A 17,084-nucleotide genomic window follows, 5' to 3' on the forward strand; every position below is an offset into this window, starting at 1 on the left:
TTATATACCAATGTAAATTAAGAGAACTGAAAGGGGGGGATCGTTTTGTTTTCTACGCTGTTAGCCTGCATCATCTTTTTGATTACACTTGTACTCGTTATTTGGCAGCCTAAAAACCTGTCCATTGGTTGGTCTGCTTGCGGCGGAGCAATCCTTGCTTTACTTGCGGGTGTGGTCAATTTGGAAGATGTATGGGATGTAACACGAATCGTATGGAACGCCACGCTTGCTTTTGTCGCAATCATTCTGATCTCATTAATTCTGGATCGTATTGGTTTTTTTGAATGGGCTGCTTTACATATGGCCAAAGCCGCTCATGGCAATGGTGTACGTATGTTTGTTTACGTCTCCATCCTGGGAGCGGTGGTTTCTGCTTTCTTTGCCAACGATGGAGGCGCACTGATTCTAACGCCGATTGTTCTAGCCATGGTACGTGCATTGAATTTCAATGCGAAAAAAGTATTTCCATTTATTATCGCCAGTGGATTTATTGCGGATACAACTTCCTTGCCATTCGTTGTAAGTAACCTGGTCAACATAGTGTCTGCCGATTTCTTTGGTATTACGTTTATGGAGTACGCAGGAAGGATGTTTGTTCCAAATCTGTTCTCACTGGCGGCGAGTATAGGTGTACTGTATCTCTTTTTCCGCAAGAGTATTCCCAAACGATTTGATGCCAGTGAATTGAAACCTCCGGCAACTGCCATTAAGGATATGAAGATGTTTCGGTTGTCGTGGGTGGTGTTAGCCGTTCTTCTCATTGGATACTTTACCAGTGAATTTATCGGAATTCCCGTATCTCTTGTGGCAGGTATTGTCGCGATATTCTTCCTGATTATGGCTTCCCGCAGTTCAGCTGTACCAGCTACATTGGTTGTCAAAGAAGCGCCGTGGGCCATCGTATTTTTCTCCATCGGCATGTATGTCGTGGTTTATGGTCTACGTAACGTAGGTTTGACCGATCTGTTGGCCGTAGTCATTCAGGCTGTGGCTGATCAAGGATTGTTTGCTGCAACAATGGGTATGGGCTTTATCGCGGCAATCATCTCATCCCTGATGAACAATATGCCTACCGTGTTGATTGATGCGCTTGCCATTGATGCAACCACAGCTACAGGGACTGTTCGGGAGGCGCTTATCTATGCCAATATTATTGGCTCGGACTTAGGTCCCAAGATTACCCCGATTGGTTCACTTGCGACCCTGCTTTGGCTTCATGTACTTAGCACCAAAGGTGTCAAAATCTCATGGGGCACTTACTTCAAGACGGGTATCATAATCACCATTCCGACTCTGTTTATTACGCTAGTGGGTCTGTATCTGTGGTTAAGCATTCTATAAAAGCAATCTATAATTCAAGTAACAAGGAGACGATGAACATGAGTAAAAAAACACTGTACTTCCTGTGCACAGGCAACTCTTGCCGGAGTCAAATGGCCGAAGGCTGGGCCAAGAAATATCTGAGTGAGGACTGGAATATCTATAGCGCAGGAATTGAGGCCCACGGTCTGAATCCAAAAGCGGTTGAAGCCATGAACGAAGTTGATCTGGATATTTCAACTCAAACCTCGGACATCATTGATTCAGAGTTGTTGAACAACGCTGATTTCGTAGTCACGTTGTGTGGGGATGCCGCAGATAAATGTCCAATGACGCCTCCACATGTGAAGCGAGAGCACTGGGGATTTGATGATCCTGCCAAAGCGCAAGGTACAGATGAAAAGAAATGGGCCGTATTCCAAAGGGTTCGTGACCAGATCGGGGAGCGTATTAAAACATTTGCTGAAACCGGGAAATAATACAAACCTGACTGAGCAGGATAATTGAATGAGTACCGAGAGAATGCCACGATGAGTGGCATTTTTTTGTTCAAAAAAAATGAACGTTTCATTCAGAAACGGTTCTTTGACTTACCCATAACAGCAACATAGAGTGATGAGAAGGGCGGTGATTGATTTTAGCTAGGCAAATGAGAAGCATATATACCCTTGACTTTCCCCTGTACGGGAAACTATATACTCGCATTATGTTAAAAGATTGGAGATGATATGTTGTTCAAAATCAGTACGTTTTCCAAGTTAAGTAGGGTCTCATTAAAGACACTGCGTTATTATGACCAGATTGGCATACTTAAGCCGAGAAAGGTGGATCACGATACGGGTTACCGTTACTATTCCGCAGATCAGCTCCTCGAGCTCAACCGAATCTTCTTTTATAAAGAATTGGGGTTTACGTTGCCACAAATTACACAGCTGTTACAGGAACATATTACATTGGAGAATATTCAAGGCATGTTTAAGCTAAAAAGAAGCGAAATTCAGCAGATTATTGATACGGAACAAGCCAAACTCGTCAGAATCGAGGAACGCATGCAGCTTATAGAGGAAGAGGGGCACGTCGAAACTGGGCAAGAAATCCGAATAAAAGAGGAAAGTGCTCGGCAGTTTCTTTTTCAGACAGGGTGCGGGAGGGAAGAGGAGATTCCGAGTTTATTTCGTCAGTTTGATCAGTCATTATCAAAAGAAATGCGCCAACTGATCCACGGTCCTCAGGTTGTTTTATGGAAAGAAATCGCAGGACAAGAGGAAGAGTTCGAGTTTGAAATAGGTTACTTCTTAACTTGTGAGCTGCGATCACCTCCCGACCCATTTCAACTGCGGACTCTTCCTGCTGAGCCCATGATGGCCACCATAGCTTATCGTTCCAATGCCACCTTTGCCTGTAAAGCCTGTGTTCATCTAGCTACATGGATTGAGAAGAATAACTATCTGATCAAGGAGAACGAAGCTGGTAGGGAATTGTATTTACCCTTATCTCAAGAACAAGATGCACAATTTATAGAAATACAAATTCCAATATTAAATAGATAACTGAAGAAGATGGAGTGGAGTAAAGTGAAAAATAAATGGATCATATATATCTTGGCATTGGCTGTTTTTCTGATCGGAACTCTTGAATACATTATTACAGGAGTCATTGAAATGATCGCCTCAGACTTAAGCGTATCTACTTCCGAAGTGGGTTTATTGGTGACTGTATTCGCTCTGGCAGCAGCCATTATCGCTCCGATTCTCATAGCAATTACAATAAATATGGATCGCAAGAAGTTACTGTTGGCCACCCTCAGTGTGTTTATTGCCAGTAACGGACTTATGCTTGTTAACCTTTCTTACGAAACTTTACTATGGGTACGAATTATTCAAGGGGCTAGCGGAGGCATGGCTACCGTAGTAGCAATGGCCGTATCGACACGACTGGTTGAAAAAGAAAAAAGGGGCAATGCCATCGGCATCATTTTGATGGGTTTAAGCAGTTCGCTAGTACTCGGTGTCCCTTTAGGCACATTTTTTAGTGAAATGTTTGGATGGAGAGTTCTATTTGTTTTAATCGGTTTATTAAGTGTTCTTCCATTACTTATTATCTACAAAATGGTTCCGGCAATCAAAGAGGAAGAAAAAATCACCCTCAGAATGCAGCTATCCATTTTAAAAAATCCACTCATTCTGACTGCCTTACTTATTACGTTATTGTATATCGGCGGCTATTCAACACTGTTCACGTATATTACGCCGTTCTTGCAAGCTAAATCCACACTTACCATGACCGAGATCAGCGGTGTTCTGTTTCTCGCGGGAATTTGCAGCTTTGTCGGATCAAAATTGGGCGGTCAATTGGCAGATGCAAAGGGATCAAAGTTTACAATTTGTCTAGGCCTTCTGTTACAAGGGGCAACTCTTCTTTTGTTTGCTCTAGAGGGAGTTAATCTTATGATGTTAATCTTGGTTTTAATGATTTTTATGTTAGCAACGTGGAGCATATCTCCGGCCCAGCAACTATTTCTGGTTACACTGGCACCTCGTAATCCCGACATTGCCCTTAGCGTAAATACGTCATTTATCCAATTTGGTTTTGCATTGGGATCTGGAATAGGTGGGATTGTGATCAGTCGTACATCTGTCATGTATTTGAATTGGTTGGGTTTTGGAGCTGTAGGAATTGCTTTACTTCTTGCCATAATGCTATTTAAGAAATTGAGAAGCAGGACTGGAACGACAGATCCAGTGTAATTTCAGTGATGGTAATTCTTGCTTCTAAAGTACTTGGCTTTGTTGAGATGCAGTCATCCGTTATATGTAAAATAAAAAAAGATCTCTTCAGCATTCACTGCAAAAGAGATCTTTTTCGTGTATAACAAAGTTATAATGAGAATCGCATTACATCATCATGGCAGAATATAGCATGAGATATCAAAATAAATAAGAGCGGAGATTATTATGCGAGAATACATCATCGGAATTGACCTGGGTGGAACCAATATTAAGTCCGCCATTTTCAACCTGGAGTTTCAAAAAATTCACGAAAGATCTGACCCTACGGAAGCGGCAAAGGGACCATCTCATGTATTAAATCGAATGGTAGACATTATTCAAGAGATGCTGTCTTCCGAAGGAATCCAGCCCGCTTCAATTCTGTGCATGGGTATGGGCATTCCTGGATTATTAGATCCGGAGCAGGGACTATCCATATTTTCACCTAATTTTCCAGACTGGGAAAACATCCATGTCGTGAACTATATGAAAAATCATTTTGAATTTCCCGTTTACATCGACAATGATGTTCGGGTAAATCTGTATGGTGAATGGCAGTTTGGCGCAGGCACCGACTATAAAAATCTGATATTGATTACATTAGGCACTGGTCTGGGATCTGGTATTGTCAATAACGGGAAGGTTCTCTACGGTACTACATCAAGTGCAGGCGAAATCGGTCACATGAATATGTACCGGGAGGGTCGGCCTTGCCGTTGTGGAAGTTCGGGCTGTCTGGGGAGATACGTGTCTGCGATAGGAATCGTCAAAACCTTTACAGACATGCTGGAGGAAGGCCATTCAAGTATGATTCTGGAATGGGTAGGAGCGGATTGGACGACAATTACTGCACGTATGATCTCGGAAGCATATGATCTTGGAGATTCACTTGCTATTGAGGTTATGCATGAGACCGGAAACATTCTCGGAGTTGGTCTTTCCAATGTAATCAATCTGTTTAATCCAGAAGTATTTATTGTTGGTGGAGGAATGTCCGCGGCAGGTGATCGATTGCTGAATACAGTGCGTGACACTGTTGAGAAACATGCGTTAAAGCTTTCATCCCGTGCATGTAAAATAGTACAAGCGAAATTGGGTGAGCAAGCAGGGATGATTGGTGCGGCTGCATATGCCAAAAACAAGATGTCATTATAAAGTATCACAATATGATAATTGATCAATTTTGCTTGAGAATATGTCATTGCATTATACAGTCCAAAACCTTAACTTAAAATGACAGCAGAGAACGCTAATAAGCTGGATGGCGTTTATACCAATTGGATGGTTAAGTTATGTGTAAACGCCCAATGGACAGAGTGGGAGAGTGAGATTTATCTCTCAATTCGGTTATGTCAGCCGGGCTCTTCATGTCATTTGTGAAACTGTTTAGGCGAGGAACCGGTCATTTGTTTGAATTGCCTGCAAAAATGCTCGACATTACGATAACCGCATCGATCGGCGATCTCTGCAACCGTATATTGGTGATGTCTGAGGTACTCTTTAGCTAACCGAATTCGGCTATCAATCACTTCATCCATACAGGACACCCCAAAGGAGTTCTTATATACAAACTGTAAGTACCCCGGACTAATATTCATGCTTTGGGCCATGGCAGCAACTGTCCATGGGTGACTCGGATTATTGTGAATGTCTGTTCGAAGTTTCATCAGAGGATAATGCTGCGGACCAATATTCTCTTGAACGCGAGACTCCAACAGCTTGTTGAACAGCGTTCGAAGTAAATAATCTATCGATGATTCTCGGTAGTTTTTTTGGAAAGAATGCTCAGCAACAAGCAATTGAAACAGCTTGTGACAAAATTCAGGATCATCTAATGGAAATGGTTCGCCCTTCGGTAGGGAAGTTTCGGTTACATACATCTCATCACTTTCAAAACGAATCCAATCGTTCACATATTGCTCCGTACAAGAGCGGTAATATATTTTCTGATGAGGTGGATATAGAACGGCACAATGAGGTGGACAATCTATCAGTTTCCCGCCTACCCAGAACTGTGCCGGAGTCTGCGTAACAACTAACAGCCAGCAATCATGACCTTCTGGAATATCAAACACAAACGGATGGTTATGGGCAGCATCATATTCAACGTAAAAAATAGTATTCATTGTTCTTCACCTTTACCATGCAGGTTATGTAATAAATAGAGACTCTTTTGGAACATTGCAGTTGTTTCCTATTATACGAAAGTTATCGTCAGTGTAATAGACTGTCTATCACTTTAAACAAGGAGTGTACGTTGAATGAATAAACAAGGATTGAACCCATACCTGCCATCCTGGGAATATGTCCCTGACGGCGAGCCTTATGTATTCAATGGAAGAGTGTATGTGTATGGTTCACATGACCGGTTTAACGGACATGCCTTCTGTCTGAACGATTATGTGTGCTGGTCTGCACCCGAAAATGACCTTGGGAATTGGAGAAATGAAGGGGTGATCTACCGAAAAACAGATGATCCGCTGAATCCGAATGGGCATATGTGCCTGTATGCGCCAGATGTTACGCTGGGTCCCGATGGGCGGTATTATCTGTATTATGTGCTGGATAAGGTACCCGTTGTTTCGGTGGCTGTATGTGATACGCCTGCCGGCAAATATGAATTCTACGGTTATGTGCAGTATGGCGATGGCACTCGTCTGGGTGAAAGAGAAGGGGACGAGCCCCAGTTCGATCCCGGCGTGATGACTGAAGGACAGCGCACTTATCTGTATACCGGCTTTTGTGCACCTGGAGACCAATCCAGGCATGGCGCGATGGCCACGGTGTTAGGTCCGGATATGTTGACGATTGTGGAAGAACCTGTATACGTAGTACCAAGTGAGCCTTACAGTGAGGGCAGCGGTTATGAGGGCCATGAATTTTTTGAGGCGCCTTCCATCCGGAAGAGAGGTGATACCTACTACCTCATATATTCCTCCATCGTTATGCATGAATTATGTTATGCCACCAGCCTGTTTCCAAACAAAGGATTTCAATATCAGGGCGTCATCGTAAGCAACTGTGATCTCCATATCGACTCGTACAAACCTGCCGACAAGCCCATGTATTATGGAGGGAATAACCATGGTAGCATTGTGGAGATCAACGGAGATTGGTATGTCTTCTATCACCGTCATACCAATGGGGACGCATTCAACCGACAGGGCTGTATTGAAAAGATATTTTTTGAAGAGGACGGCAGCATTCATCAGGTGGAGATGACTTCCTGCGGCACAAATGGTAGACCGTTGGAAGGAACAGGTGAGTACCCTGCGTATCTGGCATGCAATCTTTTTACCCAGGATGATCAGAAGTATACTGGAGGTTTCGGGGCAGGAGCCTGGCTGGACAGCCGCTTTCCGAAGATAACCCAGGATGGTAGAGACGGTGATGAAGAGACCGGATATATTGCCAATATGGTTGAATCCGCAACGGCAGGATTTAAATATTTTGCTTGCAAAGGGATTCGCCAGGTCTCGATCAGGGTGCGCGGATATTGTAACGGGGAATTCGAGGTTAAAACAGCATGGGACGGTCCTGTACTGGGTACAATCCCGGTACATTTTACAAATCATTGGAAATCCTATACAGCCGAGATTAGTATTCCTGATGGTATACAGGCGTTGTATTTTACATATCGGGGTTCGGGAAATGCGAGCCTCGCTGCATTTATTTTATCGTAAAAGTTACAGCAGAACATCGAATACCTGAGAAAGATAGAGCAGCTTCTGGACATCCAGCAGCTGCTTTTTTGTATTGGTTAACTTCCTGCGGCTCAGAGAATGCTGCATCTCATGGTCTTAACACTCTTACTGGAATGGTCAGGTGGCTCTAAAATTCCAGAGATTTTCTCAGGATTCAAAAAGTTAAGTATAGTCAACTGAATGCGTGGCTTCACCATTCTGCTGCGAATGACTGCGAAATTCACTTGGCGCGATGCCTGTCCACCGCTTGAACTGGCGGCTGAAATGCGCATTGGTCTTATATCCCAGCATCATCGCAATATGGTCTATGTTCAGGTCGGTTTGTTTTAACAAGCGCTGCGCTTCGTTCAGAAGGGTTTCCGATAGAAACTTGCGCGGAGCGATACCGTATACCTGCCGAAAAATACGATTAACCTGTGACGGGCTAATGCTCAGCGATTTGGCAATGTCCTGAATCCAGGTTCGCTCGCTCTCCTGAATCTCCCCATGAAGATGGATATATCTCACCGAATCCTCAATGTGCTCAGCAATCTGATGGGCAATGGTTTCTTTTCTCGACAACGTAACGGATGCTTGCTGAGATAACTGGCCGACCAGAGAACCTAGCAGTTCGAACACAGCGGCATGTACCTTCATCTGCTTGGAAGAAGATAGTGAACTCGACAAATGCTCTGTGGCCAGATTATACAAGGTAGACAGGGAAGAGGACAGCCCCAGAGCCAAATTTGAATTTGCCGGATAATAGATGTCTTTGCAACGGTTAAGTTCTCTGCAAAAGGATGTATCGTGTATGCTGAAATGGACGGAAAAATAAGTGAACCCCTCCGGTCCGGCTCCCGTGCAAGAGTGGGTCATACCAGGCCGGATGAACAGAAGGTCGCCAACCGACTGACGGTAAGACTGCCCGTTGACAACCATGTTCATCTGCCCGTCCATCATCCAGTGGACTTCATACATTGAATGTTCATGGGACGGATAAGTCCAGCTGGAATCTACTTTTCTGGCATGCAGCCCCAATAATTGAAAAGACATGCGAACATCGGGCAGACGACCTAAATACACAGCATCCGAAAGCTTGGTCACAACAAGCCAACCCCCTTGTACTATTCTATATTCCAAAATCCTGTCATCGGAGTATCCTCGTAAATCATCTGTATTCCAACGTTTCTAACCTCATCTTAACAGAAAAATAATGCGTGAAAAGGGTAAATCGTCGGAGTGATTAGAACATCGTCATGAACCATAGCGGGTGCTATGGTAGTATTATCAACCCAATGGGGAAAAATGGAGGCAAGCTTGAATGAGAATTATTCGATTTCTGGATGGACAACAGAAGTGGCTGGCAGCCGTTACGGATGATGAACAAGCGTATCGTTTGCCGCAAGCAGATTTTATGACTTTGATCTATCAAGCAAGAAAGCAGGGGGTTCCCCCAGTTCAACTTGTTGAAAGCGCTTTTAAACCATTAAACAAGTTAACTGACGATTGGACTTCCTTGCATCTAATCACTCCATTGGAAGCACCGGAAGTATGGGCGGCGGGTGTGACTTATCAGCGCAGCCGGGAAGCGCGCAATTATGAAGCGACGGAAGGCAAGCTGGATGCAAAGACCTTTTACGATAAAGTTTACGATGCCGAAAGGCCGGAGATCTTTTTTAAATCCACGGCAGCCCGCACCGTCGGACCCAATGAGGCTGTCACACTTCGCAGCGATTCCAATTGGCAGATCCCGGAGCCTGAGCTGGGGTTGGTGCTTGCCGCAGATGGTAGCATAGTAGGATACATCGTTGGCAATGACATGAGCTGCCGCGATATTGAAGGGGAAAATCCGCTGTATCTGCCGCAAGCAAAAATGTGGCGCAATTCCTGCTCCATAGGTCCGGCCATTCGTCTGGCGGAGACGGTACAGAATCCATACGCCTTCAGCATCATTTGCGAGATATATCGAGAAGGTGAAATCGTTGTCAAAAGCGAGGCAAGCACGAGTGAGTTAAACCGAAAACTCGATGAGCTGGTTTCCTTTTTGGCAAGAGATAACGATCTGTTTGACGGTACGGTGTTATTGACAGGTACAAGCATTGTGCCCCCTAATGATTTTACACTTGCACCAGGGGACCGCATTGAAATATCCATTAGCGATATCGGGACACTTATTAATCCAGTCATTTCAAACTAATGTACAAGGAGGATGAATGCGATGACCACATTTCAGTTAGAGCAGACATACAGCAATTATATTAACGGAGAATGGGTGAAGGCGACATCCGGTGAAACCGAACCGAGCATCAGCCCGGCGAATCGGAAGGAGGTAGTTGGCTATGTACCCACCTCCGGCGTAGAGGATCTGAACCGGGCTGTCGCAGCGGCGAAGGAAGCAGCAAAAGATTGGCGGAGGTTATCGGGTGCGGAACGCGGCAACTATCTATTTCAAGCAGCCAATGTGCTGGAACGCCGGGCCGATGAAGTTGCAGAGGCGATGACCAGGGAAATGGGCAAAACACTCCCTGAAGCCAAAGGAGAGACACTGCGCGGTGTCGCGATCTTAAGGTATTACGCCGGAGAAGGCATGCGAAAAACCGGTGATGTCATTCCATCAACGGACAGCGAAGCGCTGATGTTTACGACCCGCGTACCCCTTGGCGTTGTGGGGGTTATTGCTCCTTGGAATTTCCCTGTAGCCATTCCAATATGGAAAACGGCTCCAGCCTTGATCTACGGCAATACGGTTGTGTTGAAGCCGGCTCAGGAAACTGCGGTCACTGCCGCTAAAGTAATGGAGTGTTTCGAGGAGGCAGGCATCCCGGCAGGCGTTCTTAATCTGGTATGCGGCAGAGGCTCAGTGATCGGATCTGCCCTTGCTGAGCATCCGGATGTGGGCGGAATAACGTTCACAGGCTCCAATGAAGTGGGCAAACGTGTCGGCGGCGCAGCACTGGCACGTGGGGCCAAGTATCAACTTGAGATGGGTGGCAAAAACCCGATTATTATCGCGGCTGACGCTGACCTGGATTTGGCTGTGGAAGCCACCATCAGCGGAGGCTTGAAATCAACAGGGCAAAAATGTACGGCCACCAGCAAGGTCATTATTGAACGAAAAGTATACGATGCCTTCAAAGAAAAGCTGCTCTCGCAAATCCAGGAAATTCGGCTGGGTGACGGCATGTCTTCTGGAAGCTGGATGGGTCCATGTGCAAGCGAAGGACAGCTCAATACCGTGCTCAGTTATATTCAAAAAGGTCTGGATGAAGGTGCTGTTCTGCTCGCTGGTGGAAAAAGAGGGGATGGTCCTGGACTGGAAGAGGGGTTCTATGTGCAGCCGACCGTATTTGAAGGGGTAGAATTCCATATGTCCATTGCCCGGGAAGAAATCTTTGGCCCTGTCCTGGCCTTGATTGCGGTAGATTCCCTGGAGGAAGCCATCGAAGCGGCTAATGATAGCGATTATGGCTTGAGTGCTTCCATCTATACACAGAACGTCGGAGCCATGTTGTCTTTCATCCGGGATATGGATGCAGGACTGGTCAGAATTAATGCAGAAACGGCCGGCGTAGAGCTGCAGGCTCCGTTCGGCGGAATGAAGATGTCAAGTTCACATTCAAGAGAACAGGGGCAAGCGGCTATCGAATTTTTCACGGCCATCAAAACGGTCTTCGTGAAGTCATAAACTGTGGGAGGCTACCATGTACGAACAGATTACGTCGATTATGGGAGAGACTGCATCCAACTGCTTTGATATCATAGCCCATGCTCCAGGGGCTGCCGGACGTCTTCCTTTAACGGATGATTTGCTGCGGAATGCTCCAAGCGGCGACTTGTTCGGCATGTCCCAGAATGTTGGAATGGGCTGGAAGCCTGGGGAATTGAACGGAAAACAATTTCTGATCTTGAGTACACAAGGTGGCATACGCAATGAAGACGGCAGCCCGGCAGCACTCGGTTACCATACGGGCCACTGGGAGGTCGGCCTGCTGATGAAGGCTGCCGCAGAAGAACTGTCAAGCCGTGGAGGAATCCCGTTTGCCGGATATGTCAGCGATCCGTGTGACGGCAGATCACAGGGGACAACCGGCATGTTTGACTCGCTTCCGTACCGGAATGATGCCGCTATGGTATTTCGCAGACTGATTCGCTCGCTGCCAACGCGTAAAGGCGTGCTTGGTGTCGCCACTTGTGACAAAGGTCTTCCAGCGATGATGCTCGCGCTTGCCGGCATGCCTCAATTGCCTGGTGTAATCGTTCCCGGTGGCGTCACACTTCCGCCTACCGATGGAGAGGACGCCGGTAAAATTCAGACCATTGGCGCACGTTATGTCAACGGGGAACTTTCTCTGGAAATGGCGTCCGATTTAGGATGCCGAGCTTGTGCTACACCGGGAGGAGGCTGTCAGTTTCTAGGTACCGCGGCTACAGCCCAGGTTGTAGCAGAGGCATTGGGTATGACAGTGCCACATGCCGCGCTTGCACCTTCCGGGCAGCCCATCTGGTTTGAAATGGCGCGCCAATCGTCACGTGCACTCATCCATATGGAGTCTCAGGGGATGAGGATGGCAGACATTGTCACGGATGCATCCATTCGCAACGCGATGACCGTTCATGCCGCGTTTGGCGGATCGACCAATCTGCTTCTTCACATACCGGCCATTGCCCATGCCGCCGGTTTAACCGTACCCACGGTACAGGACTGGATACAGGTTAACAAAAATGTTCCGAGGCTGGTTAGTGCCCTGCCAAACGGACCGATCTTTTATCCGACCATACGTGTCTTTCAGGCCGGAGGCGTACCGGAGGTCATGCTCCACCTCAGACAGCTTGGTCTGTTGGATGAGTCTGTACCAACGGTTACAGGTACTTCATTGGGTCAGGTACTGGATTGGTGGGAATCGTCGGAACGGCGTCATCTCATGCGGAAGCAGTTAAAAGAGCAGGACGGCATTGATCCGGACAGTGTCATCATGAGTGTAGAACACGCTCAGCGGCTTGGCATCTCATCGACCGTAACATTTCCAACCGGGAATATCGCTCCAGAAGGTTCTGTCATCAAATCCACTTCTATTGATCCTGCTGTGCTGGATGAGCATGGCGTATACCGTCACCGTGGCAGAGCAAAGGTATTTACCACCGAACGTGAGGCGATCCATGCGATTAAGACAGGAGGTATAATTGCTGGCGACGTTGTTGTGCTTCTCGGGCGAGGTCCATCGGGAACCGGAATGGAGGAGACGTACCAGCTTACATCTGCGCTTAAACATTTGTCTTTTGGCAAATACGTGTCACTAATTACGGATGCCCGGTTCTCGGGTGTTTCCACCGGAGCGTGTATTGGTCATGTTGGCCCCGAAGCGCTGGCAGGCGGACCGATTGGCAAGCTGCGGAACGGAGACTTGATTGACATCGCGGTTGATCGTAACACGCTGGAGGGCAGCATTAACTTTGTAGGAGAAGGAGATCTGGAGTTTTCGCCGGAAGAAGGTGCTCTCATCCTGGCACAAAGGTCCTTCCATCCGGATATGAGGCCTGATGAAGCTTTGCCGGATGATACAAAGCTCTGGGCTGCATTGCAATCGGTCAGTGGTGGGACCTGGAGAGGGAATGTATATGATGTAGAGCGAATTATAACTGCTCTGGAAGCCGGCAAAAAAGCGCTGGGCTGGTACTGATTTCTAACTTTTGTGTATCTGCTGTTGTACAGATCATCACTTTCATACCGGAGGTTTCTTCCATGAATAAGATCAAGAAAATGATCACCAATCCCATTCTTCCCGGTTTCCATCCCGATCCGTCCATATGCCGAGCGGGGGAGGATTATTATATTGCCACTTCCACCTTTGAATGGTTCCCTGGTGTACGGATTCACCATTCCCGGGATCTGGTTCATTGGCGGCCAATCAATTCACCGCTGACTCGTGCAACGCAGTTGAACATGGAGGGTAACATTAACTCCGGAGGTGTATGGGCACCATGTCTTAGTTACGACAACGGTATGTTTTACCTGATCTACACCGATGTCAAAAGCCGGGTAGGCGCTTTTAAAGATACCCACAATTACCTTGTGACAGCAACGGATATTGAGGGCCCTTGGTCCGAGCCGGTGTATCTGAACAGCAGCGGTTTTGATCCTTCCCTGTTTCATGATGAAGACGGGCGTAAATGGCTGGTCAATATGATATGGGATCACCGTAAGGGCAAAAATCGGTTTGCAGGCATCGTTCTTCAGGAATATTCCGTCCAGGAACATAAGCTGATCGGACCGGCCATGAACATATTTAAGGGAACAGAATTAGGCCTGACCGAAGCACCCCACCTGTATAAACACAACGACTATTATTATCTCATTACGGCTGAAGGTGGAACCGGTTATGAGCATGCGGTTACCGCAGCACGTTCCCGTACGTTACAAGGCCCTTACGAGGTCGATCCTGCCAATCCGATCCTCACTTCATATGGCAGACCGGATTTAGCTCTGCAAAAGGCAGGCCACGGTAGTCTAGTCGAAACGCATACCGGCGAATGGTACATGGCTCATCTGGTCGGACGACCCGTTCATCACAAATATTGCATTCTTGGACGTGAGACCGCACTTCAGTCGTGTTCGTGGAGCGAGGACGGCTGGCTGAGACTCGCGAGCGGTGACCGATATCCGGAGGTTCAGGTGCCTGCACCGATGATCCCGTCCCATCCGTTTGAGCCGATTGCTGAAATGGATCATTTCGATCACTTTGAGCTTCGGAATGAGTGGAATACACTTCGCATTTCACCCGATTCGACTTGGCTCACCTTGACGGAACGTCCCGGTTACTTGCGCTTGCACGGCATGGAGTCAATGAGTTCAACGCACAGGCAAAGCATGATCGCACGGAGACTTCAGGCCTTGGAATGTGAAGCCGAGACATGTCTGGAATTTGCGCCGGACCATCCACAGCAAATGGCAGGATTGATTTTGTACTACGATACCCAGGACTATCTCTACTTACGTGTAACTTATCATGAGGATAAAGGGGTCTGCCTGGGGATCATTCAGTCCAAATACGGGGTATACGACGAACTGCTGGAAGATATTCCGCTAGAGTCGGGAAATACGCTTAGCTTAAAGGCTGTGGTAGATCATGATCGCGCCCGCTTCTACTATTCGTTAAATGGTGAATCATCCTGGAATCAAGCAGGCGAGTGGATTGACATCACTCATCTTTCCGATGAATCTCCGGAGTATATCCGGTTTACGGGGACCTATATCGGTCTTTGTGTGCAGGATCTTGGCGGAACCCGAAAACATGCCGATTTTGATTACTTTGTGTATAAAGAGACAATGCATGCAGCTGCGGGAGGGGAATGAGAGGAGAGGCCTGTCAGATTTAACCGCGTGATATTAACTTAGAACTTTTGAAACCAAAATGATAAAAAGACCTTACGTTCGCGGAAACGTTAAGGTCTTTTTATCATTTTGCAATAGAAAAAATCGTAGCCTATATTTTGTAATGAGGAAATTATAGAAAGCTTAAAATAGTTGATATTTAGTATGTTTTAATTGATTTGTTCAATACTCACAATCGTCCTAATGGGTGGCGAGGGTTCTAGTTGGTCAAAGCCAGCAGTGATTCTTACTCTTTGGCCTATCTCAATTGTTTCATATGTTTCTCTATCGACCAAATAATACGAAGCTTCCTGGTCTTGTGCTAGTTCTATAAGATCCTCAAGATTTCCATTCTCCAGATCTTCCTTACTTATATTTTGTAGTACAAGAAATTTGTACTTGTCATTTTCATCTGTTTTAAATACTACAGTGCCCTCGAAAACTGGATAATTTTCTTTCTCATCCTTGTTAGAACAGCCCGCAAGTATAATCATACTAATGAAGATAAACAATATTATTTTTTTCATAATAACCTCCTTGATTTGAAATAAAGTTTTCCCCTTGCTTTTAAGTATACCCTACATAAAAAAAGCAAATTATTACTAAAAGGTAGTTCATACGAGAAAAGTATGAAACATGGCTTGAGGATTCCTTTAAATAATAAGTTCCTAGAGTAGAAAAAAACAAAAAAAGAGGTCACGACGATGGATAGCCTAAAATGGATTCAAAGCTGGTATTATGAAAATTGTGACGGCGATTGGGAGCATTCATACGGTGTGCGAATTGATACGGTGGATAATCCTGGTTGGTCTGTCGAAATCGATTTGATGGACACCTATTTAGAAGATGTGCCATTTGATTCGATTGAAGAAGAGAGAAATGAAGAAGATTGGTTCTACTGTATCGTGAGAGATGGCGTGTTTCACAGTGCAGGGGGAGCAAAAAATTTAGAAGAGATGCTTAATTGCTTCAAAAATTGGGCTTCAAGTTTGGATAGAAGTTAATGATGCATTGACTCAGGATTTAAACCATGGAGAGGATCAGATGATGTATCTAAAAGAATTCGATTTAGATTTACCGTATATTGTAGATGATGAAAATATTGAATCTATAATGAAAAAGCAAAAATGCGAGCGGAACGAAGCAACAAAATTAGATTATGCGTTGAATTGGAAATGGAAAAGACGCTCTTTTAGTTTGGAAACTCGCTGTATTACAGCGATGTATGAACGTCTGCTGGGGAAATACAAAACGAAAGATTGTTGGAAAGTCCTAATAGAATGTGTAGAAAATATTACGGATGAACGGATTGTTAACGATTCTGGTGTGTATTCGGTACCAATCCAATTTAGTTTGAATGACTTTAGTGCAAAAAATGAGTTGGAGAAAAAAAAGACTACGCTTCGCCTGCTAATGGAAGGCATAGAGAAACTTGCTCTACGTAATAATTGGGAGATTGATCCATTTAGGGAGATAGCTTTGCAAATAGAGGAGTTAGATTATGTAAATGAATGGACTTGGAAAAAATTAGTGAAGAGCCCTAATAAGAAGTACAATGCTAGAGTCATTTGCCATCATAATGTAGAAAGTATGGATATATTCATATCGGTTTTACAACGAGATGGTACACAAGTACTCTTTGAGAAGGTCATATCAGAACAACCAGATGAATTTGCCTATGCTGAACATCTAGGTGAACTTACATGGGTATCTGATTTTGAAGTTGCTTTAATTAATAAAACAGGCACTGAAAAGTATTCTGCAACCCTGAAATATTTTGGCCGTTAGAAAAAATAGTCGAACCCTCTGTTAAGAAGACTATAACAAAATCTGCAGTAAAAGCAATCAAAAAGGGAACGTCGTCTGCGGCAAAGAAAATGGGAGGGTCAGAAAACAAGTTAGACGTACAGAGATAGCAAATGATGATAAGGTTTCAACTTCATT

General features: G+C 45.5%; 15 protein-coding genes. 12 read left to right on the top strand and 3 right to left on the bottom strand.

All coding sequences use genetic code 11. The annotated features are described in order from the left end of the window. Nucleotides 1-45: 45 nt before the first annotated feature. From ACTHPG_RS10450 to ACTHPG_RS10470, 5 genes are all read left to right on the top strand, one after another. A complete protein-coding gene (locus ACTHPG_RS10450; RefSeq protein ID WP_440389148.1) occupies nucleotides 46-1,341 on the top strand; it encodes an arsenic transporter in 1,296 nt (431 codons plus the stop codon). 38 nt (nucleotides 1,342-1,379) lie between these two features. Beyond that, nucleotides 1,380-1,799, top strand: a complete 420-nt coding sequence (gene arsC, locus ACTHPG_RS10455) for an arsenate reductase (thioredoxin) (RefSeq protein WP_440389149.1) — start codon at nucleotides 1,380-1,382, stop codon at nucleotides 1,797-1,799. A 252-nt stretch (nucleotides 1,800-2,051) separates the two neighbouring features. Then, nucleotides 2,052-2,870 carry a MerR family transcriptional regulator gene (locus ACTHPG_RS10460; protein ID WP_440390218.1) on the top strand — a complete coding sequence of 273 codons (819 nt, stop codon included), beginning with the start codon at nucleotides 2,052-2,054 and terminating at the stop codon, nucleotides 2,868-2,870. A gap of 24 nt (nucleotides 2,871-2,894) precedes the next feature. Next, complete coding sequence (locus tag ACTHPG_RS10465) at nucleotides 2,895-4,067, top strand: MFS transporter (RefSeq protein ID WP_440389150.1); 1,173 nt, start codon at nucleotides 2,895-2,897, stop codon at nucleotides 4,065-4,067. Nucleotides 4,068-4,274: 207 nt separating this feature from the next. Further along, nucleotides 4,275-5,243, top strand: a complete 969-nt coding sequence (locus ACTHPG_RS10470) for an ROK family protein (RefSeq protein WP_440389151.1) — start codon at nucleotides 4,275-4,277, stop codon at nucleotides 5,241-5,243. 215 nt (nucleotides 5,244-5,458) lie between these two features. Here the strand turns inward: ACTHPG_RS10470 and ACTHPG_RS10475 are convergent, their stop codons facing one another. Next, nucleotides 5,459-6,214: a helix-turn-helix transcriptional regulator gene (locus ACTHPG_RS10475; RefSeq protein ID WP_440389152.1), complete on the bottom strand. Its 756-nt coding sequence runs from the start codon at nucleotides 6,212-6,214 to the stop codon at nucleotides 5,459-5,461. A gap of 135 nt (nucleotides 6,215-6,349) precedes the next feature. Between ACTHPG_RS10475 and ACTHPG_RS10480 the strand changes: the two genes are divergently transcribed. Continuing rightward, a complete protein-coding gene (locus ACTHPG_RS10480) occupies nucleotides 6,350-7,771 on the top strand; it encodes a family 43 glycosylhydrolase (protein ID WP_440389154.1) in 1,422 nt (473 codons plus the stop codon). 183 nt (nucleotides 7,772-7,954) lie between these two features. Here ACTHPG_RS10480 and ACTHPG_RS10485 read toward each other — a convergent pair whose 3' ends face one another. Next, on the bottom strand, nucleotides 7,955-8,875 hold the full coding sequence (locus ACTHPG_RS10485) for a helix-turn-helix domain-containing protein (protein ID WP_440389156.1): 921 nt from the start codon (nucleotides 8,873-8,875) through the stop codon (nucleotides 7,955-7,957). 217 nt (nucleotides 8,876-9,092) lie between these two features. Here ACTHPG_RS10485 and ACTHPG_RS10490 point away from each other — a divergent pair, with 217 nt between their 5' ends. The 4 genes from ACTHPG_RS10490 to ACTHPG_RS10505 all read left to right on the top strand — a co-directional run bounded on the left by ACTHPG_RS10490 (nucleotide 9,093) and on the right by ACTHPG_RS10505 (nucleotide 15,122). Further along, on the top strand, nucleotides 9,093-9,968 hold the full coding sequence (locus tag ACTHPG_RS10490) for a fumarylacetoacetate hydrolase family protein (protein ID WP_440389157.1): 876 nt from the start codon (nucleotides 9,093-9,095) through the stop codon (nucleotides 9,966-9,968). Nucleotides 9,969-9,989: 21 nt separating this feature from the next. Beyond that, a complete protein-coding gene (gene gucD / locus ACTHPG_RS10495) occupies nucleotides 9,990-11,456 on the top strand; it encodes an alpha-ketoglutaric semialdehyde dehydrogenase GucD (protein ID WP_440389158.1) in 1,467 nt (488 codons plus the stop codon). Nucleotides 11,457-11,472: 16 nt separating this feature from the next. Continuing rightward, entirely contained in the window at nucleotides 11,473-13,449 is a 1,977-nt protein-coding gene (locus ACTHPG_RS10500) for a YjhG/YagF family D-xylonate dehydratase (RefSeq protein ID WP_440389159.1), read from the top strand. Nucleotides 13,450-13,511: 62 nt separating this feature from the next. Beyond that, nucleotides 13,512-15,122, top strand: a complete 1,611-nt coding sequence (locus ACTHPG_RS10505; protein WP_440389160.1) for a glycoside hydrolase family 43 protein — start codon at nucleotides 13,512-13,514, stop codon at nucleotides 15,120-15,122. Between the two features lie 188 nt (nucleotides 15,123-15,310). Here the strand turns inward: ACTHPG_RS10505 and ACTHPG_RS10510 are convergent, their stop codons facing one another. Beyond that, the gene (locus ACTHPG_RS10510; protein WP_150367132.1) at nucleotides 15,311-15,667 is read right to left on the bottom strand and encodes a DUF3221 domain-containing protein; all 357 of its coding nucleotides are present in this window, start codon (nucleotides 15,665-15,667) and stop codon (nucleotides 15,311-15,313) included. Nucleotides 15,668-15,844: 177 nt separating this feature from the next. Here ACTHPG_RS10510 and ACTHPG_RS10515 point away from each other — a divergent pair, with 177 nt between their 5' ends. Continuing rightward, the gene (locus ACTHPG_RS10515) at nucleotides 15,845-16,144 is read left to right on the top strand and encodes an immunity 53 family protein (protein WP_124114848.1); all 300 of its coding nucleotides are present in this window, start codon (nucleotides 15,845-15,847) and stop codon (nucleotides 16,142-16,144) included. Nucleotides 16,145-16,184: 40 nt separating this feature from the next. Further along, entirely contained in the window at nucleotides 16,185-16,928 is a 744-nt protein-coding gene (locus ACTHPG_RS10520) for a hypothetical protein (protein WP_440389162.1), read from the top strand. The last annotated feature ends 156 nt before the right edge of the window (nucleotides 16,929-17,084 follow it).

It is taken from the genome of Paenibacillus sp. SAF-068, from assembly GCF_051967555.1.
Classification (GTDB): domain Bacteria; phylum Bacillota; class Bacilli; order Paenibacillales; family Paenibacillaceae; genus Paenibacillus.

Excerpts from the sequence above, each read along its gene's own strand:
- ACTHPG_RS10470 (WP_440389151.1), top strand. The coding sequence starts at position 4,275 with ATGCGAGAATACATCATCGGAATTGACCTGGGTGGAACCAATATTAAG.
- arsC (WP_440389149.1), top strand. The coding sequence starts at position 1,380 with ATGAGTAAAAAAACACTGTACTTCCTGTGCACAGGCAACTCTTGCCGG.
- ACTHPG_RS10515 (WP_124114848.1), top strand. The coding sequence starts at position 15,845 with ATGGATAGCCTAAAATGGATTCAAAGCTGGTATTATGAAAATTGTGAC.
- ACTHPG_RS10490 (WP_440389157.1), top strand. The coding sequence starts at position 9,093 with ATGAGAATTATTCGATTTCTGGATGGACAACAGAAGTGGCTGGCAGCC.
- ACTHPG_RS10520 (WP_440389162.1), top strand. The coding sequence starts at position 16,185 with ATGATGTATCTAAAAGAATTCGATTTAGATTTACCGTATATTGTAGAT.
- gucD (WP_440389158.1), top strand. The coding sequence starts at position 9,990 with ATGACCACATTTCAGTTAGAGCAGACATACAGCAATTATATTAACGGA.
- ACTHPG_RS10475 (WP_440389152.1), bottom strand. The coding sequence starts at position 6,214 with ATGAATACTATTTTTTACGTTGAATATGATGCTGCCCATAACCATCCG.
- ACTHPG_RS10505 (WP_440389160.1), top strand. The coding sequence starts at position 13,512 with ATGAATAAGATCAAGAAAATGATCACCAATCCCATTCTTCCCGGTTTC.
- ACTHPG_RS10500 (WP_440389159.1), top strand. The coding sequence starts at position 11,473 with ATGTACGAACAGATTACGTCGATTATGGGAGAGACTGCATCCAACTGC.
- ACTHPG_RS10510 (WP_150367132.1), bottom strand. The coding sequence starts at position 15,667 with ATGAAAAAAATAATATTGTTTATCTTCATTAGTATGATTATACTTGCG.
- ACTHPG_RS10480 (WP_440389154.1), top strand. The coding sequence starts at position 6,350 with ATGAATAAACAAGGATTGAACCCATACCTGCCATCCTGGGAATATGTC.